General features: G+C 48.8%; 26 protein-coding genes and 1 pseudogene. 9 read left to right on the top strand and 18 right to left on the bottom strand.

Annotated elements, in window-relative coordinates:
* The 3 genes from L0156_10175 to L0156_10165 all read right to left on the bottom strand — a co-directional run.
* Positions 1-1,918 (bottom strand): ATP-binding cassette domain-containing protein (locus tag L0156_10175; protein ID MCI0603369.1); only part of this gene is annotated, 1,918 nt, incomplete at its 3' end.
* Between the two features lie 24 nt (positions 1,919-1,942).
* Positions 1,943-2,578, bottom strand: coding sequence for a hypothetical protein (locus tag L0156_10170; protein MCI0603368.1), 636 nt, complete (start codon positions 2,576-2,578; stop codon positions 1,943-1,945).
* A gap of 24 nt (positions 2,579-2,602) precedes the next feature.
* On the bottom strand, positions 2,603-3,070 hold the full coding sequence (locus tag L0156_10165; GenBank protein ID MCI0603367.1) for a hypothetical protein: 468 nt from the start codon (positions 3,068-3,070) through the stop codon (positions 2,603-2,605).
* A gap of 208 nt (positions 3,071-3,278) precedes the next feature.
* Between L0156_10165 and L0156_10160 the strand changes: the two genes are divergently transcribed.
* Together L0156_10160 and L0156_10155 are read left to right on the top strand one after the other, a co-directional pair.
* Entirely contained in the window at positions 3,279-4,655 is a 1,377-nt protein-coding gene (locus L0156_10160) for a lysine 2,3-aminomutase (protein ID MCI0603366.1), read from the top strand.
* 479 nt (positions 4,656-5,134) lie between these two features.
* Positions 5,135-5,284, top strand: a pseudogene (locus tag L0156_10155) (DnaJ domain-containing protein).
* Positions 5,285-5,315: 31 nt separating this feature from the next.
* Here the strand turns inward: L0156_10155 and L0156_10150 are convergent.
* The 7 genes from L0156_10150 to L0156_10120 all read right to left on the bottom strand — a co-directional run bounded on the left by L0156_10150 (position 5,316) and on the right by L0156_10120 (position 10,375).
* The gene (locus L0156_10150) at positions 5,316-5,942 is read right to left on the bottom strand and encodes a superoxide dismutase (protein MCI0603365.1); all 627 of its coding nucleotides are present in this window, start codon (positions 5,940-5,942) and stop codon (positions 5,316-5,318) included.
* A gap of 162 nt (positions 5,943-6,104) precedes the next feature.
* A complete protein-coding gene (locus L0156_10145) occupies positions 6,105-6,326 on the bottom strand; it encodes a hypothetical protein (GenBank protein MCI0603364.1) in 222 nt (73 codons plus the stop codon).
* 5 nt (positions 6,327-6,331) lie between these two features.
* The gene (locus L0156_10140; protein ID MCI0603363.1) at positions 6,332-7,024 is read right to left on the bottom strand and encodes a serine/threonine protein kinase; all 693 of its coding nucleotides are present in this window, start codon (positions 7,022-7,024) and stop codon (positions 6,332-6,334) included.
* Positions 7,025-7,075: 51 nt separating this feature from the next.
* Positions 7,076-7,516, bottom strand: a complete 441-nt coding sequence (locus tag L0156_10135; GenBank protein MCI0603362.1) for a hypothetical protein — start codon at positions 7,514-7,516, stop codon at positions 7,076-7,078.
* A 68-nt stretch (positions 7,517-7,584) separates the two neighbouring features.
* Entirely contained in the window at positions 7,585-8,715 is a 1,131-nt protein-coding gene (locus L0156_10130) for a Re/Si-specific NAD(P)(+) transhydrogenase subunit alpha (GenBank protein MCI0603361.1), read from the bottom strand.
* Positions 8,715-10,118: an NAD(P)(+) transhydrogenase (Re/Si-specific) subunit beta gene (locus L0156_10125; protein MCI0603360.1), complete on the bottom strand. Its 1,404-nt coding sequence runs from the start codon at positions 10,116-10,118 to the stop codon at positions 8,715-8,717. Before L0156_10125 ends, L0156_10130 begins: the two co-directional genes overlap by 1 nt.
* Complete coding sequence (locus L0156_10120; GenBank protein MCI0603359.1) at positions 10,115-10,375, bottom strand: NAD(P) transhydrogenase subunit alpha; 261 nt, start codon at positions 10,373-10,375, stop codon at positions 10,115-10,117. Before L0156_10120 ends, L0156_10125 begins: the two co-directional genes overlap by 4 nt.
* Before the next feature lie 225 nt (positions 10,376-10,600).
* On the opposite strand from L0156_10120, the gene L0156_10115 reads away from it, so the two are divergent.
* Entirely contained in the window at positions 10,601-11,431 is an 831-nt protein-coding gene (locus L0156_10115; protein ID MCI0603358.1) for a DUF4878 domain-containing protein, read from the top strand.
* A 124-nt stretch (positions 11,432-11,555) separates the two neighbouring features.
* Here the strand turns inward: L0156_10115 and L0156_10110 are convergent, their stop codons facing one another.
* From L0156_10110 to L0156_10095, 4 genes are read right to left on the bottom strand one after another with little or no spacing between them, the layout of a single operon-like run.
* On the bottom strand, positions 11,556-12,908 hold the full coding sequence (locus L0156_10110; GenBank protein ID MCI0603357.1) for a M20/M25/M40 family metallo-hydrolase: 1,353 nt from the start codon (positions 12,906-12,908) through the stop codon (positions 11,556-11,558).
* Positions 12,905-13,912 carry an ornithine cyclodeaminase family protein gene (locus tag L0156_10105; GenBank protein ID MCI0603356.1) on the bottom strand — a complete coding sequence of 336 codons (1,008 nt, stop codon included), beginning with the start codon at positions 13,910-13,912 and terminating at the stop codon, positions 12,905-12,907. The genes L0156_10110 and L0156_10105 overlap by 4 nt, the downstream gene beginning before the upstream one ends.
* On the bottom strand, positions 13,909-15,216 hold the full coding sequence (chrA, locus tag L0156_10100; protein MCI0603355.1) for a chromate efflux transporter: 1,308 nt from the start codon (positions 15,214-15,216) through the stop codon (positions 13,909-13,911). The genes L0156_10105 and chrA overlap by 4 nt, the downstream gene beginning before the upstream one ends.
* Complete coding sequence (locus L0156_10095) at positions 15,217-16,194, bottom strand: chromate resistance protein (GenBank protein MCI0603354.1); 978 nt, start codon at positions 16,192-16,194, stop codon at positions 15,217-15,219.
* A gap of 254 nt (positions 16,195-16,448) precedes the next feature.
* Between L0156_10095 and L0156_10090 the strand changes: the two genes are divergently transcribed.
* The 4 genes from L0156_10090 (at position 16,449) to L0156_10075 (ending at position 19,260) form a co-directional block, all read left to right on the top strand.
* Positions 16,449-16,820: a transcriptional repressor gene (locus tag L0156_10090; protein ID MCI0603353.1), complete on the top strand. Its 372-nt coding sequence runs from the start codon at positions 16,449-16,451 to the stop codon at positions 16,818-16,820.
* Positions 16,821-16,846: 26 nt separating this feature from the next.
* Complete coding sequence (locus L0156_10085) at positions 16,847-17,269, top strand: rubrerythrin family protein (GenBank protein MCI0603352.1); 423 nt, start codon at positions 16,847-16,849, stop codon at positions 17,267-17,269.
* 86 nt (positions 17,270-17,355) lie between these two features.
* Entirely contained in the window at positions 17,356-18,612 is a 1,257-nt protein-coding gene (locus L0156_10080; GenBank protein MCI0603351.1) for a 4Fe-4S dicluster domain-containing protein, read from the top strand.
* Positions 18,613-18,684: 72 nt separating this feature from the next.
* A complete protein-coding gene (locus tag L0156_10075; GenBank protein MCI0603350.1) occupies positions 18,685-19,260 on the top strand; it encodes a DUF3501 family protein in 576 nt (191 codons plus the stop codon).
* Positions 19,261-19,312: 52 nt separating this feature from the next.
* On the opposite strand, the gene L0156_10070 is transcribed toward L0156_10075, so the two are convergent.
* Positions 19,313-20,578, bottom strand: coding sequence for a dipeptidase (locus tag L0156_10070; protein ID MCI0603349.1), 1,266 nt, complete (start codon positions 20,576-20,578; stop codon positions 19,313-19,315).
* A gap of 289 nt (positions 20,579-20,867) precedes the next feature.
* The gene (locus L0156_10065) at positions 20,868-21,554 is read right to left on the bottom strand and encodes a hypothetical protein (GenBank protein ID MCI0603348.1); all 687 of its coding nucleotides are present in this window, start codon (positions 21,552-21,554) and stop codon (positions 20,868-20,870) included.
* Positions 21,555-21,644: 90 nt separating this feature from the next.
* Between L0156_10065 and L0156_10060 the strand changes: the two genes are divergently transcribed.
* Entirely contained in the window at positions 21,645-23,279 is a 1,635-nt protein-coding gene (locus L0156_10060) for an alpha-D-glucose phosphate-specific phosphoglucomutase (GenBank protein ID MCI0603347.1), read from the top strand.
* A gap of 7 nt (positions 23,280-23,286) precedes the next feature.
* A complete protein-coding gene (locus L0156_10055; protein MCI0603346.1) occupies positions 23,287-24,018 on the top strand; it encodes an enoyl-CoA hydratase/isomerase family protein in 732 nt (243 codons plus the stop codon).
* A gap of 190 nt (positions 24,019-24,208) precedes the next feature.
* Here the strand turns inward: L0156_10055 and L0156_10050 are convergent, their stop codons facing one another.
* A complete protein-coding gene (locus L0156_10050) occupies positions 24,209-25,411 on the bottom strand; it encodes a GDSL-type esterase/lipase family protein (GenBank protein ID MCI0603345.1) in 1,203 nt (400 codons plus the stop codon).
* A gap of 93 nt (positions 25,412-25,504) precedes the next feature.
* Entirely contained in the window at positions 25,505-25,987 is a 483-nt protein-coding gene (locus tag L0156_10045; GenBank protein ID MCI0603344.1) for a hypothetical protein, read from the bottom strand.
* Between the last annotated feature and the right edge of the window lie 71 nt (positions 25,988-26,058).

Below are 26,058 nucleotides of genomic sequence, written 5' to 3'. Positions count from 1 at the left end.
CTTCTTCTTTTCGCTTCTGTAATTCTTCCCACTTCCTATACTCGCCTTCCAGACTTCTCTTCAAATGCTCGTATTTTTGAATGTAGTCCTGATGGCGGCTGTCTGAATAGATTCGGTCATCTGCCAGAATACTCTCCAGCCTCTTCATCTCAGCTTCTTTGACGGCAATCGATTCCTCCAGTTTTGCCAGCGGCTCAGTGATCTCTTTTTTAAATCGCGCTTGTTTGCTTCGTTGCTCCGCCTCTAACTTCTTCTGCTCGCGGCTCTTGTGATACACGGGTGCTTTCGCGTCTTCTTGCACTGATACTCCTGGCTGCGTCGAAATCTTCAACACATATTCGGAGTAGTTGCCCGGATAGGAGGTGAGAATTCCGTCCTTCAGTTCCAGGATTCTTTGGGCAAGTTGATCCATAAAATAACGATCGTGTGCGATAAAAAGAATCGCACCTTTATATTCCTGAAGCGCCTCCAATAAAATATCTTTGGATGCCATGTCCAGATGGTTTGTCGGTTCGTCCAGCAACAACAGGTTGGAGGGTCGCAAAAGGATTTTTGCAAGAGCCAGTCTGCTCTTTTCTCCACCGGAAAGCACAGATACTTTCTTGTACACGGCGTCGCCTGTAAATAAAAAGGATCCGAGAATCGTCCGGAGAAATGTTTCATCGTGTCCCGTGTCTTCGCGCAGCATTTCCTTGAGAACCGTGTTTCGCAAATCGAATTGTTCCGCCACAATCTGAGCGTAGTAAGCGGGGAAGACATTATGTCCAAAATTTACCGATCCTTCGACTGGATTTTCGACATTTGCAAGAATCTTTAGAAGAGTGGTTTTTCCAGCGCCATTCACCCCGACCAGCGCTACTTTCTCGCCACGTTCCAGGAGAAAATTTAAGTTTGAAAAAACGTTTTTATCGCCATAAGAATGTCCGAGTTTTTGACCTTCGAGGACCACGCGTCCCGAGCGGGGAGCTTCTGGCAATCGAAGATGGATTTCCTCCGTTCCATCTGGAAGTTCGACGCGCTCCAGTTTTTCCAGTTGCTTGATGCGACTCTGCACCTGACGCGCTTTCGTGGCTTTATAGCGGAAGCGTTCAATGAACCTCTCCGTTCTTGCAATCTCACCTTGCTGATTCTCGTAAGTGTTGAGCAACAACTCCAAACGATTCTGCTTTTCTTGCTGGTAGAAGGAAAAGTTACCCGCATAAAAGTGCAGTTTTCGATTTTCAATCTCAACGATCTCGCGAACATTTTCATCTAGGAAATATCGATCGTGAGAGATCATCACGAGTCCGCCTTCGTACGTCCGGAGAAAAGAGGAAAGCCAGACAATCGACTCAACATCCAGATGATTCGTGGGTTCATCCAGAAGCAAGAGGGAAGGGGCTGACAGAATCAAGCGCGCAAGATGCACACGCATTTGCCAACCGCCGCTTAATTGTTTCAGCGGCAATTTCCACCATTCGGAAGGAACAGCGAGTCCTTGTAAAACACGAGCGGTTTTCGATTGCAATGTAAAACCATCTGCCTCTTCGAACAAATGCTGAAGTCGCCCAAACTCATGTACAAGCTCTGCATATTCCTCCGATTTGGGATCCGTTTCGGTCATCGCTCTTTCTGTTGCCTGCAACTGAAGCTCGATCTCCCTCGCGGATCCGCATCCGGACAAAGCTTCGTCAAATACGGTTTGTTCTGAAGTGGAAGTGAGTTCCTGCGGCAAATAGCCAACGGAGAAATTCTTCGCACGCACGATGCGGCCGGAATCCGGTTCTAAAAGCCCCGTGACGAGTTTCAAGAGTGTGGATTTCCCGGAACCATTCACGCCAACCAGGCCAATACGATGTCCTTCGGTGATTTGCCAGTTCACGTTGGAAAACAGGCTTCGCCCCTGAAATACAATTGCGATGTTTTCAAAGCGAATCATAACAAAGGTTCAAGGGTTCAAAGGTTATTCAAAGACAACGATCTGGCCATGTTCGATGGCCTTGCGGGACATAAAGTACAGGACGGTCCAGGTCCACTTTTCATCTCCCCATTCATCTCCATGAATTCCATCTTCGTATGTTTGCGAAGGTGCTTCATCGCGAACTGGAACCTTGAGGAATTCATTGATTTCCAGGAGCTCTTTCTGTAAACGGATTGCAGAACCGAAGGAGACAGGTTTGAGATCGGGCTTTGAACTTCCAAAAAGCTTCTTTAGAAAGCCACCTGATTCGGCATCCGCGATGATTTCAAGAGGTCTATCGAAATCAACAGGGTAGTAGTATCCATAATCATCGGAATGCCGCAACAAATGATCAAATCGGGTTTGCGGTTTTGCCATTGCCTGCTGATAATACAGGTCATCCAAAGGATGCGTCCCCGGCTCATCGGGAGGTTTGTTATTCATCTCAATGTTTGCTGCATAACGCCAGAGATGATGAAAGATTGCATAAGGACCGACCTGTTCGGTGTAGCCGAAATTCTGATCGTTTCCTGAAGGCACCACAAGCCCTGTCACCTTCAAAAATGCCGCATGCTCCGAAGCCCGTTTCGGGTCACCTAGAATCTTATTTAAAGGCATTAAAGTAACATCTAAACCCATAGTTTCACCTGATATTGTAAGGACTTACGCGCCGATCTGTATGGTTTCTCCACACTGAGGACATTTTAAATCGGTGTCGGTCTTTTTAGCAGAAAAGAAGTGGCCGCAGCTGGCACAAGTTGCAATGAATTCTTCCTGATGCTTTGGAAGCGAACTGATTTCAACCGGTTTCGGCGGCGGGGGTGGTGCCTGATCAAGGCTGATATATTTGCTCTTTTTGGCGGATTCATGAATATTCGGCGGAGGAGCCTTTTTCAAACGCGCATTCCATGCAAGGTTGTCAAAATAACGTTTTGCGATAAATCCCGGGAGACAGACCACCAGAACAGTAATCAGCCAGCTGATCTGTACAAAGCGGATGTCGAATAGTTTTTGACCCGTTCGGATCAGCAATCCCGTGAGTCCGGATTCATTTCTACACCATATGAAAGCAATCAAAATCGTCACGCCAAAAATGCCCCACCCAATGTATTGATACTCCTTTTCCTGCATAGAATTCCTTCGTTCATACGTTACTCGAGACAACTCCAACTTTCAAGAAGCAAAGTAGCGCGGGCGTCCCGCCTGCGATTCTGAGCTTGCGCAGCCGGGACGGCCGCGCTACTTTGTTTATTTTCTTTCTGTGAATTGCGCGAGAACTGGCCGCTACTGTATACTTAGGAAGGAGTTTCAGGGGGAAGCTCGTCGGGAGAGGACCAAAATGGAACACATCCATAGCATCGACAGAAAATTTGCTCAGCCTTACCGGTATCCGCTGCAGCGAGAGTTTGCGGAACCGGACTGGCGTCGTTTGCCTGGCTATCGGAATGTTACGGCTGAAGAATGGCGCACAGCGATCTGGCAAAGAAAGCACACCGTAAAAAATCTTCGTGAATTGCACGAAGTCTATGGCACCCTCATCCCTGATTCGCTGTTAAAAAGCATCGAGCGTGATCAGCGGGAGAGGGCAACGATGTCAATGTTGGTTCCTCCTCACATGCTGAACACCGTGAACGAGAAGGATCTCTGGAACGATCCGGTGCGAAGATACATGCTTCCTGCTTACGAGGACCGGCATCATGAATGGCCCAGTCATCCAAAAGCTACACGAGATTCGCTGCACGAAAGCGACATGTGGGTTGTGGAAGGTCTGACTCACCGCTACCCGACAAAAGTTCTGGCGGAGCTCTTGAGTACATGCCCTCAGTATTGTGGTCACTGCACGCGAATGGATCTGGTCGGCAACAGCGTTCCGATGGTCGAAAAACATAAATTCTCAATTGGGCAGAAGGAACGATATGCAGAAATGCTGGAATACCTGCGGAGCAATCCTTCTGTTCGTGATGTTGTGGTTTCGGGTGGTGACGTTGCGAACGTGCCGGTAACCGTCCTGGAACAGTTTGTGATGGCACTCATAGAAATCCCGAATATCCGGGACATCCGTTTGGCAACGAAAGGGCTTATGGGACTTCCTCAACACTTCTTGCAAGATGAAGTTTTGAAAGCGTTGAGCCGGATTGCAAAAAAAGCGCGGGAACGGGAAGTCGACATCGCGATTCATACGCATGTGAATCATGCGAATTCCATTACTCCTTTACTGGCGGAAGCCACTCTAAAACTGCTGGATATGGGTTTTCGCGACGTTCGAAATCAAGGAGTCCTTTTGCGCCGCATTAATACCACCACCAAAGACCTGTTGGATCTCTGTTTCACTTTGCTCGATCGAGCTCACATCATGCCTTACTACTTTTACATGTGCGACATGATTCCGAACTCCGAACACTGGAGGGTTGCGGTGCATGAAGCGCAGCAGCTCCAGCACGACATCATGGGGTATCTCCCCGGTTTTGCAACGCCGAGAATCGTCTGCGACGTCCCTTTTGTCGGAAAGAGATGGGTTCATCAAGCGAAAAGATATGACCTGAAGCTTGGAATCAGCTACTGGACGAAAAACTACCGCACAGTGGTCGAAGCCGACCAGACGGATGCTCTCGATCATATGTACGAGTATTACGATCCCGTCGATACACTTCCTGAGTCAGGACAGAATTACTGGCGCGAAATTCATGCGAAAGCGCAAAACAATGTGCCGGTTTAAGGATTTCGCTTAAAAGGAAGGAACTTAACTGAAGTGCTTCGCATTATACCACAACTTTCGAACTTTTGTCAAGTCAGCTTGTACTGGATAAACAAGAACAAATGAAAAATTACGAAAAGATTGAAAAAATTTGTAAAGGAAAGGACATACGGATCTTCAGCGCGCGTGAAGACCGGGACAGCATCAGCTTCGTGGAGTCTTACCGGAACTGCGGCAGAAAATTCTGTAAACGCTGCAAGAACAAGAAGAACCGGCCGCATGGTCCCTACTGGAACGTGAATTATCCCGATGAAAAGGGGAAGATCCGGACCCTTTATGTCGGCAAAAAGCTTCCGGACATTGCGTTCAAACACGGTAAACTCCTTTTTTCCGATGTCGTGCGCTTCTATCGTGAAAATGAAACACAAAAGGAATCCCTCGCCAGGTCTCACGCGGAAACCTTGCGATTAAAGAAGGAGCTGGAACGATTGTTTGAGGAGCTGCGAGCAGTGCGCAGATCCTCTCGATCCAGACCGACGGGACGCGCAGAAAAAATCTATAAGCAACTGGCGATGAAATATCATCCGGACAGAAATCCGGAGAAATCCTTTCATGCGGAAGAAATCATGAAGGATCTGAACCAGCTTTACAGGCATCTTCTCGAACGGTGAGATGCTTCTGTTACTTCTTCAATCTGCGATTGACCTCATCCCAATTGATGTTGGTGAAGAAAGCTTCAATATATTTCGGACGTTCCGCCGGTTTGTAATCCAGGATAAAGGCGTGCTCCCATACGTCCATCACTAGAATGGGAATGAATCCGGATACGTTTCCCGTTTCGTGCAGCGTGATCCAGTGATTGGAGAGCGCATTGTTTGCGGGATTCTGATAGCAGATCGCCCATCCAACGCCTCTCATTTTGCCCACACCGACAAAATCGGTTTTCCATGTTTTGTACGAACCAAAACTCGCTTGCGCCGCTTGATAGAATCCGGATTTACGGTCCGGGTCCACGGTTCCATCCTTTTTCATGTTCTCAAAATAATACTCATGCAGGACCATTCCGTTGTATTCAAATCCCAATCGTCTCGTGATTTCGGAATAAGCGGGGAACTCGTCCTGATCCACATTTCCATCTTTTAGAAATTCCGCGAGTTTCTCGTTCAACTTGTTTGTTTCCTTCACGTACCCTTCATACAGTGTGAAATGCATCTCCAGCGTTTCATCTGAAATTCCCTTCAGGCCGCTCAAAGGAAATTGTTTTGCTTTGTATGTTTGCAAGGAACTGGCAGTTGCAGTAGCAATCATAAAATCACTCCTTTTTTCTATAGACGTATATATAGACCGGGGGAGAGAAGTTTCCAGTACTTTGAGGTGGGATGCGTGTCACATTTTTTTCTTTTCTATGCGTCGTTTCTGCGAGCAGTCTTTGTTGGTCCTTTCAGGTAGTAATCATACGCCGTTACGCTATCAGTCGGCGTTCCTTCGATGCGGATGAGGCAAATCTTTTTGCGAAATGGTTTTTGAAACTCCTGCTGCGCTAAAAACTTCGCGCAAAGCAAACGCCAGATCGGACGCTGACTGGAAGCGCTTATCGGGATTCTTTTCCAGACATCGAGAAACGATGTGTTCCAGTTCGGGCGGAACATTCTTTCCTGAATCGCCAAGATTGGCAGGGTTTTCTTTCAGCATTGCGGCTATTGTTTCAGCAGCATTATCTTTGCAAAAGGGCGCTTCCCGGTCATCATTTCGTAGAGGACACACCCAAATGAAAAAATATCGCTGCGTGCGTCCACAGCAGATCCTTGAACGTGCTCAGGAGACATGTATTGCAGCGTTCCGCTAATCTTTCCTGCTTCTGTTACTTGCGACACAGTCGGCGTTTGACTTAACTGATTCTCCGGGACGACTGGTTTGAAACGGGCAAGTCCGAAATCAAGAATCTTGACCGAGCGCTTGGAAGTCAGAAAAATATTTTCAGACTTCAGGTCCTTATGAATCACGCTTTTTGAATGGGCGGCTGAGAGTGCATCGGCAACCGAGATTGCAATTTCGAGCGCACTTTTCCAGGGAAGACCCGTGCGCCCAATTCGATGACGCAACGTTTCTCCTTCCAGATATTCCATTACAACAAAGGAAATACCCCCGGCGCTACCGACATCACGGATCGTGACAATATTAGGATGCGAGAGAGCTGCAAGCGCTTTGGCTTCCCTGGTGAGACGTTTGAGCGAGTCAGTATCCTGGCTGGTTTCGCCAGGTAAAACTTTGATCGCTACATTTCTTCCTAAACGCTCATCACTTGCCTGGTACACCTCACTCATGCCGCCTTTTCCAATGAATGCAAGAATCTTGTAGGGACCAAGGAGCGTATCAACAGGGATGGACACTGTAAGAATTATATCAATCTTGCAAACGGAACGCTTACCGTAAAACCGATATTACTTTTTGCAGATACAGGCGTAATCAAAACCTTTTTTGGGTACGGCGAATTCGTTGGCAGATCCGACATTGCCTTTAATTTGATTTTGTGCAATCGTCCACTCGGACCCCTTCTTCGGATCAAGTTCAAAAAGACGACAGTTGCATGCAGTTGCCTTGTCACAGGGTTTGTCATTTCCCCCAGGAGTTTCTGACGCCTGGCAAGTATAGAATATTTTTTTATCCTTACCTTTACCTTCAGTCTTTTCCAGATACTTGCGAGCGGCGGTTTTCCCTTTTTTGAGGGCGTAGCCGGGTAGCAGTCCCGTGGTCTGCGGGCACGTATTTTCCGCCAATACCTCCGAATCGCAAGCCTTGAAATCTTTTACCTTTACACCATCAAAGATGAAGTCCTGGGCTTGAAGCGTTTTCGATTCAAAAACAAAGAAGCTTGCGAGCAAAAGCAAAAAACTCCATCGTTTCATGTTTCCTCCCTTTTATATCATTTGATTATATCGGGGTTGGACTTTTACGAACCAACGGCATTTCGGATCGCATCGTTTACGATCTGGCCATCGCGCGTGACGCAGCAGCCGCGGGTGATTTCATCAGTGAAATCGGGTACCGCATCCGCTTTCGGGTAGAGGTGGCGGAAAAGATTCTGGACGTTGCGGGAGTACAACTGGCTTGCATCGAGCGGCATTGTAGCGGGCAAATTAACTGCGCCGATGATTTTGACGCCATTGTGAGTTGTGGTTATGCCGGCTTCTGTAAGTTCGCAATTGCCACCTTGTTCGGCAGCGAGGTCCACGATGATCGAACCGGCGCGCAACATTTTCACCATGTCGGCTGTGATCAGCAGCGGCGCTTTCTTTCCGAATACCTGGGCTGTGCAGATAACCACGTCCACTTTGGGAAGGCGTCCGCCGATTGCTTCCATTTCTTTTTGTATGAACTCCGGTGAAAGCTCTTTCGCATAACCGCCGGCCGTTTCCGCATCCGCAGGCATTTCCATTTCCACAAACATTGCGCCAAGAGACTTGACCTGCTCTTTCACAGCAGGCCGGGGATCAAATGCTTCCACTTTCGCACCGAGTCGTCTTGCGGTTGCGATTGCCTGAAGACCGGCGACACCTGCTCCAAGAATCAAAACCGTTGCGGGTGTGATCGTACCGGCCGCGGTCATCATCAGCGGGAACATTTTGTGAATATGATCCGCCGCCAACAGGACCGATTTATAACCGGCAACTGTGGCCATGGAGCTGAGGGCGTCCATGCTTTGCGCGCGCGTGATCCTGGGAATCATCTCCATCGCGTACGCCGTAATTTTTCGAGCGGCAAAAATGCGCACCGTTTCATGATTTGTGAAAGCGGATAAAAACCCGATCAAGCTGGTTCCTTCACGCAGTTGTTCAGCTTCCTTCTTGTTGGACGGTTGCACTTTTAATATGATGTCGGCCTCTTCGTTAAGCTGTTTCGCATCCGGTAGAATGCGAGCGCCGGCGGCGGAATACATCTCATCAGAAAAGGCAGCGCCCTGACCGGCATCTCTTTCCACGAGTACTTCGTGCTTGTCTTTTGTGTAAGAGGACACGAGCGCCGGATACATTGCGACTCGTGTTTCGCCGGCTGCTGTCTCTTTCGGAATTCCGATTTTCATCAATGTCCTCCGGATGCTCCGCTGAGATTTTTCACAAGATCACCGACGACCGCTTTTGCGTCTCCAAAGAGCATGTAAGTGTGGTCCGCGTAGTAAAGCTCGTTTTCAATTCCGGCGAAACCCGGATTCATCGATCGTTTGATGGCAAAACAGGTTTTCGATTTGTCTGCGTCTATGATCGGCATTCCATAAATCGGACTTCCTTTGTCATGTCGCGCGGCGGGATTCACAACATCGTTGGCGCCAATGACCAGGACAACATCGGCTTGCGGCATCTCCGGATTCATATCATCCATTTCTACGAGTTTGTCATACGGAATATCCGCTTCTGCGAGTAGAACATTCATGTGTCCTGGCATGCGGCCCGCAACAGGGTGGATTGCGAAGCGGACATCCACTCCTCTTTTCGTGAGATTGTCATAGAGCTCCCGCACGCGATGCTGGGCTTGCGCAACCGCCATCCCGTAGCCGGGAACGATTACAATCAGACTCGCATTTTCCATGACCTGTGCCGCCCCTTCGGGCGTTTCCGTTTTAATCGATTTCGTCAGGGCCGCTTGAGCTTTCGCCTGAATCTGTCCGAATGCTCCGAAAAGAACGTTGGTAAAAGAACGATTCATTGCGCGACACATGATGATGGAAAGAATCAAACCTGAAGAGCCATCCAGCGCACCCGCTGTCACCAGGAGTTTGTTGTCCAGCACGAATCCCATCGCGACCGCGGAGAGTCCTGCATACGAATTGAGCAACGAAATGACAGTCGGCATGTCCGCTCCACCGATGGGAATAATCAGCAGGATTCCAAAAAGCAAGGAAAGAACGATGATCGCCGGGAACAGGTAAGACAATTCAACAGGCCGAATAATCAGAAGGAAACCGCATAGAACAGCAATCCCCAGCAATCCAATATTGCTGACGTTCTGAAAGCGATAAGTAACGGGACGCTGCGGAATCCATTTGAGCTCCTGGAGTTTGCCGGCTGCCATCAAGCTGCCGGTGAATGTGAGGAAGCCAAGAATGATTTCCACAACGATCGCACACATTCGGAAAGCGGTGAGGTTCTCAGGACCTTCGGACAGCCACAAATAATATTTCGCAGTCCCCACAAGACCCGCGGCCAAACCGCCGAAAGCATGCGAAAGCGCGGTTCGTTGCGGAACGGCGGTGAGTGGCACCCATGACAAGGGAACGCCAACGATGAAGCCGAGAGCAACTGCCCCTGCAATCCAGTGCCAGTTTGAAATGCCCGGCCCTGCCATCGTGGCGATAACGGCCATAGCCATCGCTGCCACACCCGCAAAAACGCCTTTCCGGGCAGTTCGCGGATGGTTCATCCAATACAGTGCAAAAATGAATAGAGCAGTCGCTATCAGATAACCGATCTGAATGATCTCGTATCTCATGACTTATTCTGCTCCTGCTTCTTAAACATCTTCAGCATTCGGTCTGTGATCAAAAAGCCGCTAACTATATTGGTCATCGATGCAAAAAGCGCGATTGCGCCCAGCAGGGTGATGAACAATGGATGATCGCCACCCGTTATCACAATGGAACCGACAACCGCGATCGCGGAGATTGCGTTCGTCAAGGACATTAACGGAGTATGAAGAAGCCGGGAAACACGCGTGATTACACCCAGCCCGATAAAAGTGGCAAGCATGAAAACAAATAAGCTGTTTACAAAATCCGGGCCATGCGCCGTAGAAGCCGCTTCTTCGGCATGTCCCGATGATACTGTTGTGACAATCAGGAACAACCCCAGCACGAAATATCTCATAGATGGTTCTCCCTAGTCCTTCTCCCCGTGCAACATTATAATCAGGCTTGGCAGAATGACAACAACGAATCGGCAATTATAATAAAAAGTCAGTTTACGGAGGCTTCGATGTTACGTACAGTCGCTTTCCTGTGTTTTCTTCTGGCAGCAGTGTCTGTATTCGGCGGAACCGCAAAAGGAAACTTTGTTCTGGATGGTAAAACCTATGCAATTAATTCAGTTCAAGCCAGAACTGATGAAAGTCCATTTGAAAAAAGCAAGAAAGATATTCTTGTTTTACTGACGGATCAGCCGGTGGCGGAGAGTGATTTTGATCTGTACAACCTGGATACACTCGCTGAGTCCGGAAAACTTCACGGGATTCTTGTTCGCCTGGATGATGAAAAACAGGCTACAGGATTGATCGTTCTCGGTACCGTGCAGCGATCGGGGAACTCTGTTTGCAATTTCGAACCCACGAAGTTTGATCTGTCCCGTGTCGCTGGAAAGGTCTATTTGGCCGAACCGGATGAAAGCTTTGGACGCAAATACACATTCGATGTGGAATTTGATACAGACGTGAAAGACAAGATAGCACCTGCATTGGATGAGACCTCGGGTACACCGTTGCCTCCGGATGGTGGAGAGCCCGGCAAAGCCTTTCGCGAGTATGAAAAAGCAATTCAATCCGGAAACCCCCAGGAGCTCAAAAAATACATAGTGCCTGAACAGGCCAAGAAACTGGATGATCCTCAGGCAGCCAACATGCTCGGGTTGATGAAAATGATGCGCGCAACCGAAGTGAAAATTGTGAAGGGTTTATTGCAAGGGGATCGCGCAATCTTGACCGTGGAAGGGAAGGATCCCGTTTCCAATAACAAAACTAGCGGGTCGGTCAGAATGGTGAAACTCGATGGTAAGTGGATCCTGGAAAAAGAGAGCTGGACCTCTTCAAACTGAGTAGCGCGGGCGTCTCGCCTGAGAAATCCTGAGTAGCTCGGGCGTCTCGCCTGCGAAATCCTGAGTAGCGCGGGCGTCTCGCCTCCGAAATCCTGAGTAGCGCGGGCGTCTCGCCTGCGAAATCCTAGAGCTTAGCCGCCAGCTCAAAATACTTCACTAACGTTTTGATGCCGCCGGCAGCCTGCCCCCAATCAAAGTATTCATTAGGTGCGTGATACCCGTGCTCGGGTAAGGATAGCCCCATGAGAGTGATCGGGGCTTTTAGATATTCTTGCAACAGAATGATTGCCCCATCCGAGCCGCCGGCGCGCGCAAATGCGGGCCGCCGCGAAAAGCCATGCAGAAAAGCGTCGGACGCCACTTGAGCATAGCTGCCGGAAAAAGCTCCAAGATAAGGACGAAGCGCGGAATGAAAGTGTACTCTCACGTCCGGATTTATTTTCCGGATATGCGCTTTGAGTTGCTTGCAGATTTGTTTCGGATTCTGATTGGGTGCAAGCCGGCAACTGAATTTCAGTTCAGCTCGTCCCGGAATTGCTGTCTTGACTCCTGGACCGGTGTATCCACCTGTAATTCCAACCACTTCAAATGTCGGGCGGCACCAGATTCTTTTGAACGCTTCGTCGCGATCTTTGACCTGAATCTTCTTCAACCCGTAACTTTTCGCCCATTCTTTCAACCGGAAACCGGACTTTCGAAAATTGGAAAGCTCTGCTGGAGTCGGTTCGACAATGCCTTCATAGAAACCGGGGATGAGAATCTTGCTGGAATCCGCGTCATAACACTGAGCGGCAACTTTGCAAAGTTCGAAAAGGGGATTCCGGGCAACGCCACCGGTAACGCCTGAATGAACCGCGTGACCAGCGGTTTCCAGAATCATCGAGCCGGTGATATTGCCACGCAATGCGTAAAAAATGCACGGCCTCTTTGCGGAAACCCAAACGGAATCGATCACAACGACGGAGTCGGTTTTTAACTCATCCTTCTGCTTCTTCAGAAACTCTTCAAAGTGAGGAGATCCAATCTCTTCTTCGAGTTCCCAGACAAATTGAATATTGATTGGAATTCGGTTCTGTTTCGCATAACGCGCAGCAAGAAGGGCAGTGAGCGCCGGCCCTTTGTCATCGGTGCTACCTCGGCCGAAATACTTGTCGCCTTGTTTCTTGAATATAAAAGGATCCCGCTTCCATTCCGGCTCATCAGCCGGTTGAACGTCCAGGTGGTTATAAATCGTGACGGCGCTTCTGGCACCCGGCATTGCGAAGAGTCCGACAACTACCGGATTCCCTTTTGTTTGGATCTGCTGCGCGTCCGCGCCTTCGGAGAGCAACAATTTTTCTGCAACATCCGCCGTTCGTTGTATATCCGTCTTCCTTGCCGGATCAGCGCTTACAGATGGAATTTCCACAAGCTTCTTCAGCATCGCTTCGAATTCTTTTCGAACTTTTCTTGTGTAAAGGCTAATTCCTTCAGTCATGATTGAATCAAGTCGATGAAGTTTCCAATTCCGCGCTCAACGGCGCGCTGATAGACAACCGCTGCTGAAGCGACATCCTGAATCGCAGTCCCTGTAGAATCAAAAATCACGATTTCCTCCTCCGAGTTTCGAGCCTGTTTGTTTCCATTGATGATTTCATGAAGTTGTGCATACACATCTGTATGCGTCATAAGCTGTGCCTGAATGGCATGATGTAGATCGCCAATGCGCGCGCACTGATCCAGGATATCGGTCACGACTTTGCTTGACGCAAGAAGTTCGGGTTGGATCTCCTGCTTGTTGTGACTGTCTGCGCCCACCGCAGCAACAAACGTTCCTTTTTGGACATGCTCCTTTTTGAGGAAAAAGCGGCGCGAAGTTGTGCAGGTAACAATTGCATCGCTTTGCTTTGTGCCTTCGTCAAGATTGTCGATGGCATGAACTGGAATTTCCAGCTCCTTGGTCATCTGTGTCGCAAACTGTTCCGCGAGCATTCTGTCCTGATCAAATGCAAAAGCATGCGTCAGCGGCAACACATGTTTCAACGCAAGGAGTTGAATTCTTCCCTGAGTTCCACAACCGCAAACGGTTGCCACTTTTGAATTCGAGCGCGCAAGATGCCTGGCGGCAATTGCCGTAGCAGCGCCTGTTCGTTGCATTGTGATTTCGGTCGAATCCATGAGCGCCAGCGGATAGCCTCGTATTCCGTCGCAAAGGAGAATGGCTCCCTGAATCGTCGGCAAACCAAACCGTTTTTTATTTTCAGGGAAGTTGCCGTTCACTTTCACGGCAATATAGACGTCGTTCTTGATCGGCATTCCCGCGCTTTTAACGTGAAACATTCCCTCTTTTCCGGGAACATCAAGAACACCCGGCCCAAGAATCTGTGATGAAGCTAGAAGACGAAACGCTTGCTCCACAGCCTCAACGTAATCTGAAAAATTCATCAGTCCGGCAATCTCGGAGCGCGTAAGAATTAATGTGCTTTGACTTGCTGCTTTCAAATTCCCTCCTGAATCAAGCGGTACCACAGGCCAAACATGGCGGAAAGAAGAACCACTGGAATAATGTCCAGCTTCCACACCGCCATAACGATGAAGCCGGCTACGCTCAGCGATAACAAAAACCAATCCACGTTCCATCCAACGGGAAACATCGAATGGCTTGCGAACGAGACAGCGAGGTTCAGCACAACACCAACGATAGCGGCTGTGACCGCGGAAAGGGAAGAGGTCAGCTTTGTATTTCCCCGCATCTGTTCAATGTGAGGCGCGCCCAGGAAAATCCACAAGAAGCAAGGCAGGAAAGTGGCCCAAGTGCTGATCAATGCTCCCAGAGTGGCAGCGGTTAAAGTCGGCAATCCCTGCGGCTGATTCCAAGCCGCAAGAAAGCCGACAAATTGCACCACCATGATCAAGGGACCCGGCGTGGTCTCGGCCAGACCCAGACCATCCATCATTTGTCCTGGTTCAAGCCAGTGATCATTCTCAGCCTGTTGAGCAACATAGGGAAGCACGGCATAAGCGCCCCCAAAAGTGACCATCGCAGCCTTTGAGAAAAAAACACCTTCGCGGAAGAGCGTGTGATTCCATCCCACGCGAAGTCCGATCAGTAAAATGGGAAGCCACCAGAGCGCTAAGCATACGATGAGCACCTTGAATGCGCGACGCCAGGATGGTTTTGTGTGTTCTTCGGTTGGAAGTGGCTCAAGCGACCCGCCCGCGGAGCTCGGAGGCACCACAACCAGAAACTTTTGTGGCAGTATCTTCCCTCCTACCAAACCCATGACTGCAGCCGACAACACGATCAACGGGAAAGGCACTTCAAAAAAAAAGATGGCGACAAAGGCTCCCGCCGCGATCAACCACATGGCTTCGTTCTTCAAAACTCTTTTTCCAATTCGCAGCACTGCAACGGCGATGATTGCGGTCACAGCTCCTTTCAGACCATAGAAAATGGATGAGATGAAAGTGACATTTCCGTATTCCACGTAGATGTAACTGAGCATCCACATCAGGAAAATGGAAGGCAAAACAAAAAATGCGCCTGCTACGATTCCACCGGTTGTCCGGTGAAGCAACCAGCCGATATAGATGGCCAGTTGTTGCGCTTCGGGACCAGGAAGAAACATGCAATAGTTCAAGGCATGGAGAAAACGCGGTTCATTGATCCATCGTTTCTTTTCCACGAGTTCAGTGTGCATGATAGCGATCTGGCCGGTGGGTCCGCCAAAACTGATGAATCCGAGCTTTACCCAGAATCGAAAAGCTTCAGAAAATGTTGCTTTTCGGGTTTGTAGTTCCTCCATTTAAGACTTTGCCTTCCGGCTCTGTTTGGAAAAGGACTGATAGAGGCCGTCCAGAATGGATGACCCTATTTCCAGCACACGGTGATCATCTTTCATGGAGTCGGAAAGAGAACGGATTACCAGATTGATTCCGTTCGCTTCACTCCTTCCGAACTTATGATCCTTCAGATCGACGTCGTGAATGATCTCTGAGATTTCTGCGATCGCGGCGTCGCGTATACCAAATGCTTTTACCATGGTCTCGAAAGTGCAATCCTCTCCATGATGACCGAATTCGGCCCCGAAAACATCAAAAGGAATGGCATCAGCAGGCAACGAGTTCTCCGGTCCAAAAACGAATTTTGCAGAAGGATCGATGAAGCGTTGAATCAGCCAGGCTGTGCAGAGGCGGTCGATGTGTATGTTTTCGCGGGTCGTCCAGGTTTTTCCTTGAAATTCTTTTCGTGAATAGTTTTTTGCGGATGCAGTCGTCATTTTTTCCTCCGAAGATATGAGTCGCGCAGAAATGTCGTTCAAAATTTGGTGCGCTTTTCTGGATACGGGGTTTGAAAAAAAATCGATTTTGCGAGTCTCTTCAAATTGTTCCCGCAGTTGCAATGCTTCTTTCTGAAAAGCGAATCGTTTTGAATCGGTCCACCCCTTCCGCTTCTTGCTCGAATTGATCCGGCTGAGTAATCGCGCTCCGGATGCGATAAGAGCCGCATAATCCTCACCTCTCGCTTTGTGAAAGAGAGTTTCGATCACAAAGTCCTCCTTTTCCGATTCGGCGTTTGAGGTAAAGATGGAAGCTTCTCCCTGGGAGTCATTAATTTGCTGGCAGACCCACTGGAAGTCTTCGAGACGTTCCTTGCCGTACGGCAGGACATATACGGAATTCCGGTAAAGCACCGCACCGATCTTCTTGATTGCTCTCCATACCTTCACGCGCTCCCTCGAATTGGGTGTGTGGATCTGGTGAACCAGAAACAACCATTTCATATTAATGTAATAAGTATTACATATTAGTGGAGTCGATGCAAGCAGTAGGCTATCCAGGGATTTCCCCTGAAGGAGGGGACTAAGGGGAGGTTGGGAAAGATTCCAATAAGACAACCCCCTCTTTGATCTCCCCCTTTATAAGGGGGAGAAATATAGCAACACAACTTTGGGACTTACCAGAAACTTGCTATGCTTTGCGTATACTATTAGAATAGTAATCGTTATTATTATTAGTTTTGCTTTGGCACTTAATTATGAGCAGGCAAAAGAAACTCATCTATGACATCGTGGCTTCTACGATGGGCCATCCGACGGCGGATTGGGTGTATGATCAGGCGCGTGTTCAGATGCCGCGCATCAGTCTGGGAACGGTTTATCGCAATCTAAAACAGCTCACCGCGGAAGGACTGCTTTTGGAGATCACGACTGCCAGAGGCGCGGCGCGTTACGATGCAAATCTTTCGCGGCACTCTCATCTGCGGTGCGTGCAATGCAACCGTCTGGAGGATGTCCCTCAGAGCGACATTCATTTCGCGCACAAATCACAGATGCGCCGTTACAAGATTCTGGAATATCGGGTTGAGTTTCTCGGGGTCTGTCCCACATGTCGTGGAAATCAGAACTAATCATCCCAAAATGTAAGGAGGGTTTTATGGCATTAAAAGGAACACGAACCCATGAGAATTTGAAACACGCTTTTGCGGCGGAATCTCAGGCCAATCGCCGCTATTTATATTTCGCGCGTCGCGCAGATATTGAGGGCTATCCTGACATCGGTGGATTATTCAGAGATACATCTGAGGCGGAGACCGGACATGCCTTTGGCCATCTTGATTATTTGAAGGAGGTGGGCGATCCGGTAACCGGAGTCCAAATAGGGAACACGCGGCAGAATCTTCAATCGGCGGTAGAAGGTGAAACGTACGAATATACGGAGATGTATCCCGGCTTCGCGCGAACGGCTCGTGAAGACGGTTTTGACGAAATCGCCGACTGGTTTGAGACACTTGCCCGCGCCGAAAAATCGCACGCTGGACGATTTTCGCAAGGTCTTGGCAGCATCCAGGAATTATAAGATTCGACCGCCAAGGCGCCAAGGACGCCAAGACAATAAGAATTTTTTCTCTTGGCGCTCTTGACGTCTTGGCGTTTTAAAAAATCATGATTCGCAATCCGGGTGACCCGCTTTTCTGGAACAAACAGGACTTACGCCAGGAAATTGATCGCGTTTTTGACGTTTGTCACCATTGCCGCATGTGTTTCAACCTGTGCCCTTCATTTCCGGCGCTGTTCAAGCATGTGGATGAGCATGATGCGGAAGTGCGGAGTCTCAGCGAAAAAGAGATCGCTGAAGTTACAGATCTTTGTTATCAATGCAAGATCTGTTACGTGAAATGTCCTTACACCCCGCCGCACCACTGGGATCTCGATTTCCCACGTCTATTGCTCCGGGAAAAAGCGGTTCGCGTCAAAGAACAGGGGACATCCTTTCAAGACCGTTATCTCGGGGATCCGGATCGCACTGGAAAACTCGGGTGCCATTTTGCTCCTGTTGCCAATCTTGCCAACCGTCAAAGTTTATTCCGGAAGATCCTGAGCTGGACAGCTGGAATTCATGAAGACCGGAAGCTTCCTGATTTTGCTGAAGAGACGTTCCAGGAATGGTTTCACAAGCGACCCAATCCGTTGAAGAGCGATAAAAAAGTCGCCTTTTTTCATTCTTGCTTTGTGAACTATTACAGCGTCAGCCAGGGAATTGCCGCAGTTGAAGTACTGGAGAAAAATGGTTTCGAGGTTCTTGTGCCGGAGCAAGTTTGTTGTGGTATGCCTTTCCTGGATGGCGGGGAAGTAGAAAAAGCCGCTGCCAATATGAAATCGAATGTCAGGACGTTTTCTAAATTCGTTACGGAAAAAATCCCGATCCTTTCCATCGGACCCACCTGTACGTACGTATTGAAAAATGAGTTTGCGTACTTTACCCAGGACCCCGCTGCGGAGAGCATGAGCAAAATGACCAGAGACCTTTGTGAATTCCTGATGGAGCTGAAAGGTAAGGGAGAGCTTAACATCGATTTTGTAAACACTCCGTTCAAAACGATTGGGTATCAGATTCCGTGCCATCTTCGCGCACAAAATATCGGATACAAATCAATGGATTTGCTGCGCACGATCCCGAATGTGCGTGTGAAGTTGGTCGAACAGTGCTCCGCAATGGATGGAACGTGGGGAATGAAAAAGCAGTTTTACGAACTATCTTTGAAGATGGCAGGAAAATTATTCCGCGAGATCAAGGACAGTGCTGCGGAGATTGTGTGCACAGATTGTCCATTGTCAGGTATGCAAATTGAGCAGGGCACGATGAACGTTCCATTGCATCCGATAGAAGTTTTGCACCGCGCCTACGGATTGAGTAGGTGATCGAATCTCCACCCCCCCTCTACCCCCTCCTTCATAAGGAGGGGAGTTCGAGCTTATGATAACGAGTGAACTATGAACAAGCTAAATTCTTCTGAGCTGTTAAAGAATGAAGAGTACCTGAAAGTCCGCGAAGACCGGCGCAAGGAAATCATTGCGCTCAAGAAAAAGCGACGCATCGAAGTCGGTCCGCGACTTTCCTTCACTTTTGAAAATCGCGAGACGGTCGCGTATCAAATCCAGGAAATGATGCGCATCGAGAATATAACCGACGAAAAGAAGATTCAGTTTGAAGTGGATATGTACAACGACTTAATTCCAGACCCTGGTTGTTTGAGCGCGACCCTCTTCATCGAAATTCCGCAAAGCACCGAGATTCGGGATGTGTTGGACACTTTTCAGGGACTGGATTCGCCGGATACCGTTTACATGACATTGGGAAAGGATAAAGTTTCTGCGGAATTTGAAGAAGGGCATAGCAGAGAGGACCGAATTTCAGCCGTGCATTATGTTCGATTCTGCTTATCACAGGAGCAGGCGTCAAAATTTGCAGATGCGCAAGTTGAAATTCATGTGAATCATCCGAGATACAAGGCATCCACTGCATTGACATCGGAGCAAAAGGAACAGCTCGCCACAGATCTGTTGTAAACAAAGTAGTGCGGGCGTCTCGCCTGCAGAGTCCGCAGACGGGACGTCCGCGCTACTTGGGCGTATCTACTTCTTCGATCTTGCGATCTTCGGGCGCAATCTCCTTTTGTAAAGTAGCCGCGACTTCTTCCGTTTTTTTCATAACACGCAACACATTCAAACCAGCAACTTTTTTTACTTCTTCTTTCGTGTAGCCTCGTTTCAAGAGCTCGGCCATGAGTGCCGGATAGGCGGAAACATCTTTCAGGCCAACCGGACCTTCCTTGATCCCATCCAGGTCGGCTCCAATACCAATGTGATCGATCCCTGCGGTTTTGCGAATGTGATCGATGTGATCGGCCAGCTGTTGCAGTGTCACTACAGGCTGCGGATTCGCTTTTTGCCAGTTCTCCGTTTGAATTTTGATCTCATCCGGATTTCCGATGAAAAGTTCCTTGAGTCTCGCTTTTTCAGCTTCTTCGGCGGCGTTCCATTTCCGGTGCTCTTCAGAAACAAAAGAGGTCGCGTAGTTCACCATCACGACTCCACCATTGGAAGGGAGACGTTTCAACACATCATCAGGTACATTTCTGGGATGGCCGGAAATTGCGCGCGCAGAGGAATGAGAGAAGATCACGGGGGAACGTGTGAGATCCAGCACATCGTTCATCGTTTGCTCGGAAACATGGGAAATATCCACAAGCATGCCCAACCGGTTCATCTCTTTAACCACCAGTTCTCCGAAGGATGTCAGTCCTTTGTATTTGGGATCGGCAGTTGCAGCATCAGCCCAATCGGTACTGCTCCAGTGCGTCAAGGTCATATACCGCGCTCCGCCTCTAAACAGTTGCCGGAGAACTCCGAGCGAATTGTTAATACAGTGTCCGCCTTCAATTCCGATCAAAGATGCTACTTTTCCTTTCTTATGAATTCTCTGAATATCCGCTGCTGTGAAGGCCATTTCAAAGTCGTTTGGGTACTTTTGAACAATCAGGTAAACCACATCCATTTGTTCAAGCACATCCCGAACAGCATCTGCTCCTTTTCGTTCAACCGGCACATAAACAGACCAGAACTGACCTCCCACCATCCCGCTTTTTAAGCGGGGAATGTCTGTGTGAAACGGTGGATTCAGCTTTGTTGTGTCCGTCAGGTCCACCTGTTGCATATGGTTTTTGAATTTGTCCCTGATTTGCCACGGAAGATCATTGTGACCATCAATCAAAGGAACTTCTCGAAGGATTTCCCTTGCTTGTTTCAGGAATCGGTCGTCCTGTTCAGAAGTGAATCCTGCAATAACAAGTGCACAAAGTAGAAGCGTGATCAGGAAATGTTTCATGTAGGACTCCCGGAATTAACGAACGGCTCGAATAGCGGGACCTTTTGAGCGCACCGAACGGGCGTTCCCCTTTTTGCGCGTCTTTGAGACAGTGATTTCCGCCTGATTGTGAAAGATGACATATTGATGTTCTTCTCTTTTGGCGCCGCACGTCCAGCACACATTCCGTGTCTTATCTGGATGTTTGACGAAGATATGTGATTTCAATTGCATGCCGCAAATTGCATATTGCATATCCGACCTGTTCGTTCTGACACTTTGCAATCTGCAATCTGCAATCTGCAATAGTTTATGGATCGGGAAAGGGCCGGAGCTGTTTTTTCACGAGCACCGACCGATATCCTTTGTATTTACGAAAAGTAACGGAGTTTTTATCGATTTTCAACACCGTTCCGTCATGCAGTTTATCACCGACTTTCAGAAAGTAAACCTTGTTATTCGTCGCGCGAATCAGCGCTCCAAACTCATTTCCTTTTTGCGTAATACCTACAATTACGGCGTGAGTCACGTTCAATTCGCGGGGAATCAGTTTGTCCGATTGGATTCTCTCGCCTGTCTGTTCAGAAAATGGATCCCGTTTTGATTCCTTTTTCCCTTCTTTCTTTTCAAGTAGATGCAAATCCTCATCGGCCTCAGCAATTTGTTTTGTTCGCGAACAGAGACTGACGTGTAATTTATCTTTTCCCGTCGCGAAAACGAGATACTCCTTGCCTGTTTCAAAAGGATAGCCGCACATCGCGCTGTCTTCGGCTGAAAAAACGGAAATGACTTTTTCATCCGGTCCTTTCCAGTTTTTTACGACTTCCAGCTCGATCCGGCGTTTGCCTTCCTGCTGTGGTTCAACCCGAATCACTTTTCCTCTGAAAACAGCGCTGGCTGTTTCCCACTGCTCTTCAAAAGTCGGAAAAACACAGGAACAAGGATAGGAGAGGGCAGGCAGGATAAGAACAAGGAAGAATAGTTCGAAAACTTTCATAATTACAAAGTAGCGTGGGCGTCTCGCCTGCGGAGCTGCGCAGACGTGACGTCCGCGCTACATTTCTATTCTACAATGAGGTGAGGCAAAGTGACGATAAAAACCATCCAGACAAAACCGTTCCAGGATCAAAGACCGGGTACTTCGGGGCTTCGGAAGAAAACGCGCATTTTCATGCAAGAGCACTACCTGGAAAATTTTGTTCAGGCCGTATTCAATGCGGTCAAGGCAGATGCCGATCCTCCCGCGCAAACTCTCGTTGTTGGCGGCGATGGCCGATACTACAACCGTAGTGCGGTTCAGATCATATTACGTATGGCCTCGGCTAACGGGTGGGGGCGTGTTCTGGTGGGCCGAAGCGGAATCCTGTCCACTCCGGCGATGTCCGCGGTGATCCGGAGAAGGAAGGCCCTGGGCGGTCTTGTTCTCTCGGCGAGTCACAATCCCGGTGGAATCGACGAAGACTTTGGAATCAAATACAACATTGCAAACGGAGGGCCTGCACCCGAAAAGCTTACCGAAAGAATTTATCAGGAAACGCTGCGGATTCAGGAGTATTTCACGGTAGATCATACCGATGTCGATCTGGACAGAGAAGCGGAGCATCATGTCGGCGGGACCGGCATCCTGATCATCGATTCATTGTCCGATTACACGGCGGTGATGGAGGAGCTCTTCGATTTTGGATCACTTCGCAAGCTGTTTGAAAGCGGATTTCGGATGGCTTTTGATGCGATGAACGGTGTGACCGGTCCGTATGCGGTTCACATTCTTGAAGAGATTGCAGGAGCTCCGCAGGGAACCGTTTTGCGCGGGACTCCCCTGGAAGATTTTGGTGGACATCATCCCGACCCGAACCTGGTGTATGCCGCCGAGCTGGTTCAGCTGATGTCGTCGTCCTCCGCTCCGGATTTTGGCGCGGCCTGTGATGGAGATGGGGACCGGAACATGATTCTGGGCAAAAACTTTTTTGTTACACCTGGTGATTCGCTCGCGATTCTCGCGGAACACGCGACAAAGATTCCAGGATACTCAGGAGGGCTTGCAGGCGTTGCCCGTTCCATGCCGACAAGCATGGCAGTCGACCGCGTGGCAAAGGAGTTGGGCGTTCCCGCTTACGAAACTCCCACCGGATGGAAGTTTTTCGGAAATCTGATGGATGCTGGAATGTGCACGCTTTGTGGTGAAGAAAGTTTCGGGACCGGTTCGAATCACGTTCGCGAAAAGGATGGCTTGTGGGCTGTGCTGGCCTGGCTGTCTGTGCTGGCATCCGTTCAGAGACCTGTTTCTGAAATCGTCACGGACCACTGGAAGCGCTTTGGACGCAGTTACTATCAGCGGCATGATCACGAAAAATTGAATGCCGGGGCTGCGAGTGAAATGATTTCAAACATCCGCCAAAGACTTTTGCTGCTTGAGGGAACTGATTTTGCAGGATCGAAAATTGTTCTTGCCGATGATTTTCAATATGTGGATCCTGTGGATGGAAGTATCAGTAAAAATCAGGGGATTCGCATTCTTCTGGATGATTCTTCCCGGATTGTATGCCGTCTTTCAGGAACAGGCACAGAAGGAGCAACCTTGCGCATTTATCTGGAGCGTTACCTGAAGGATGGCGGTGTTCGGGATATCTCAGAAGTACTTTCTGCGTTGAAAGCAGAGGCTACGAAGTTGCTGGAACTTGTCCGATACTTCGGAACCGATGTACCCGATGTGATCACGTAAGGAAAAAATGGCTGTTGAGTTCGAGCTTCATGAGCAAACTGCCCGCATTCGTTTGAATAGCCCTCCCTCTAACATATTAGATTTTGAGATGATGGGGCAGCTTTCGGAAGCTCTGGAGAGAGCTGCAAAATCTCCGGTTCTAATTCTGTCTTCGGCCTCCGAAAATTTCTCCCTGGGAGTTGATGTCAAAATCCACACACCGGAACTATCTCCTTCGATGTTGCAAAACTTTCATGAAGTGATTCGCAAGCTTTACCATTATGAGGGGATTTCGATTGCTGTATTGAACGGCTATGCATTGGGTGGAGGAATGGAACTGGCGCTGGTTTGTGATTTTATCTTTGCGAGAGATGACACGAAGTTGGGTTTTTCGGAAATCAAGCTCGCCTGTTTTCCACCCGTTGCCGCCGTTCTTCTGTCGCGGAAAATCGGCGCAAAAGCCTCGTCTCTTCTGCTTACGGGAGAGACACTGGAAGCTTCCGAGGCGGCAAGGATTGGCGTAATAGAGGGCGTTTTTGACGCCAGCCCACAAAAGCTGATCGAAAGTGTCGAACGCAATAGTTTCAGTGCGATGATGCTGTTGAAGAAAACTTTGCGTTGCACAAGCGATTTCGATTTCGACGCGATGCTGCAAAGGGCGGAACAGATCTATCTGAAGGATCTGCTTTCTACCCGCGACATGGCGGAAGGCGTGCAAGCCTTTCTGGAAAAACGGCCTCCGCGGTTCGACGGACATTGAAACTTCAGCAAATGTTCAGGGTTATAATCCTGGCAGTGGGGAAACGGTTTCCGATGAGAACGATTCTCGGCCCACTCCGAAGAAAGTTGCGGGAGCGAAAACCATTCTGACCAGGCGAGGTAACTCCCTCTAAAACCCCTTTGCCTCAGCCGCCCGCCGTGCTAAGCGCGTGAGCATGATCTGGCGAATCCTATTTTCCTGGAATCCGGAAGGTTTGAAGTTCAGGTAGATTTTTCAATACCTGAACGATTTCTTTCGCAAAAACTCTATTTGCTTTTTCATTGGGATGGCCTTCCCAGAGGCTGACATTCCAATCTCTTCTGCCGTTATTTCGCAAGATATAGTCGCTGGGAATCACTCGCATTCCTGCTCTTTTAAGATGGGCTTCAGCCGCTAGTACAACCTGGTAGCTCGTTCCTTTGGTATTTGGATACTGGTCAAGCACCATAGCGACTATAGGGGGAAGCCCTTTCTCCAGCACGAAATCGTTCATGTTCCTGACATCCCGTGTGAATCGTTCCTGATAATGATTGAAGTCACGCAAAATATCTCCAAGAAAATCCGTGCGCAAGCCTACTTTCATCAGGAAAGAGTCGTATAGTTTGGAAAAGAGTTTGCCAGTGAGCGTATTCGTTTCGAAGTGTTTTACGAAGGGCAGATGCACCTGATATGCGCGGTTGTTGTAGTATTGACCCACACCGGAGGGAAGAAAATCATTCAGGCACATTCCGTAGACAACGAGGTCGGGCTTTAGCTTTGGAAATTGCCTCTGTAAAATCGCAAGGATGTCCTGGCTTTCAGCTGCTGAAACACCTAAATTTAGAACCTCCACGCGAAATGTTTCAGCCAACTCTTGCTCGATTACGCTGGGGTATGTGTCTTTCTGAGGAATTCCATAGCCATAGGTTAGAGAGTCACCGATTGCAATAATCCGAAAGGTTTCCGGTCTTTTCTCCGGAAATTCTCCAATCCATCTCATGCCTTCCTTGTTGTGCACATGAAGAACGTTTTGCCAGTAGTAGGAACGCATGCTCCCTTTGACTTGAACTTCTCTCATTTGCCATTTTGCCGGCATCACAAGAGCGCTGTGGGCAGTTGATCCGTCTTCCCGGTTCCAGACGCGTGAAATAATTTGCAGCGCAATTTCGATGATCAAGCACGAAAAGAGGATTGCTGTGACGATGGTCGCCGTATATTTCAGCCAATTGAGATTTACCTTTCGACCTGACTTTTGACCATAGAGTTGACCAACTTTTATGAAGAAGATAATCGGACTAACCACCATTATGGTAGCCAGAAAAAAGCAGACAATCCCCGAAGTTTGAGTGAGAAACAATTGGCAGATCAGGGAAAAAAGAATCGCTATGAGGGCTTCCAGGACACCGCGTTTCATGATGCTCCTAAGAGCTATCAGGATATTCCAGTGTTCTAGATTTCCATAGTCTCAAGCAAAAGGCGGGCGAAGAAGCCCGCCATCAATAACTATTTAGCGATATCCGTAAGGGTCACGCTGACCATAACCGTAAAGTCTGTTTAATTCAGCCATGATGCGTGAAACACGATCGAACTCGCGGTACACCTCATCGTACGCATGCAGGATTCGCAGCGACTCGCGGGCGCGATAGTAAGCTTCTACCAGGTCGCGATACTCATCGCGGGCCTCTCTCGGGTCACGGCGATGATCATCTACCTCGTTCCTGAAATCCTTTGCTTCTTCGTGAAGGTCTCTCAGCCTGTCGAGCGCATAATCTTCCCGGTCCGTGCCGTGGTGTGATGTGTCTTCTGCTTCCTCATATGCACGATCCGTTGCCTCTTCTAAGTCTTCTGCGAGATTTTCAACACGATCCAATTGATACTCGTAACCGCCTCCCCTGTAATCGGGATAGCGATGGCGCGGATAGGACGAACATGCGGCCAGAGTGAAAGTAAGTCCTATCACCATCAAGAAAAGAAATGTTACACGTTTCATTCACACCTCCAGCGACCATTAATCATCGTCATAATCGTAATCATCATCGTCATCATGGTCGTTGTCGTCAT

This window comes from bacterium (assembly GCA_022616075.1).
GTDB lineage: Bacteria > Acidobacteriota > HRBIN11 > JAKEFK01 > JAKEFK01 > JAKEFK01.
Note: the sequence above shows the minus strand (reverse complement) of the source record. Positions and strands in the feature narration are given on the sequence as shown.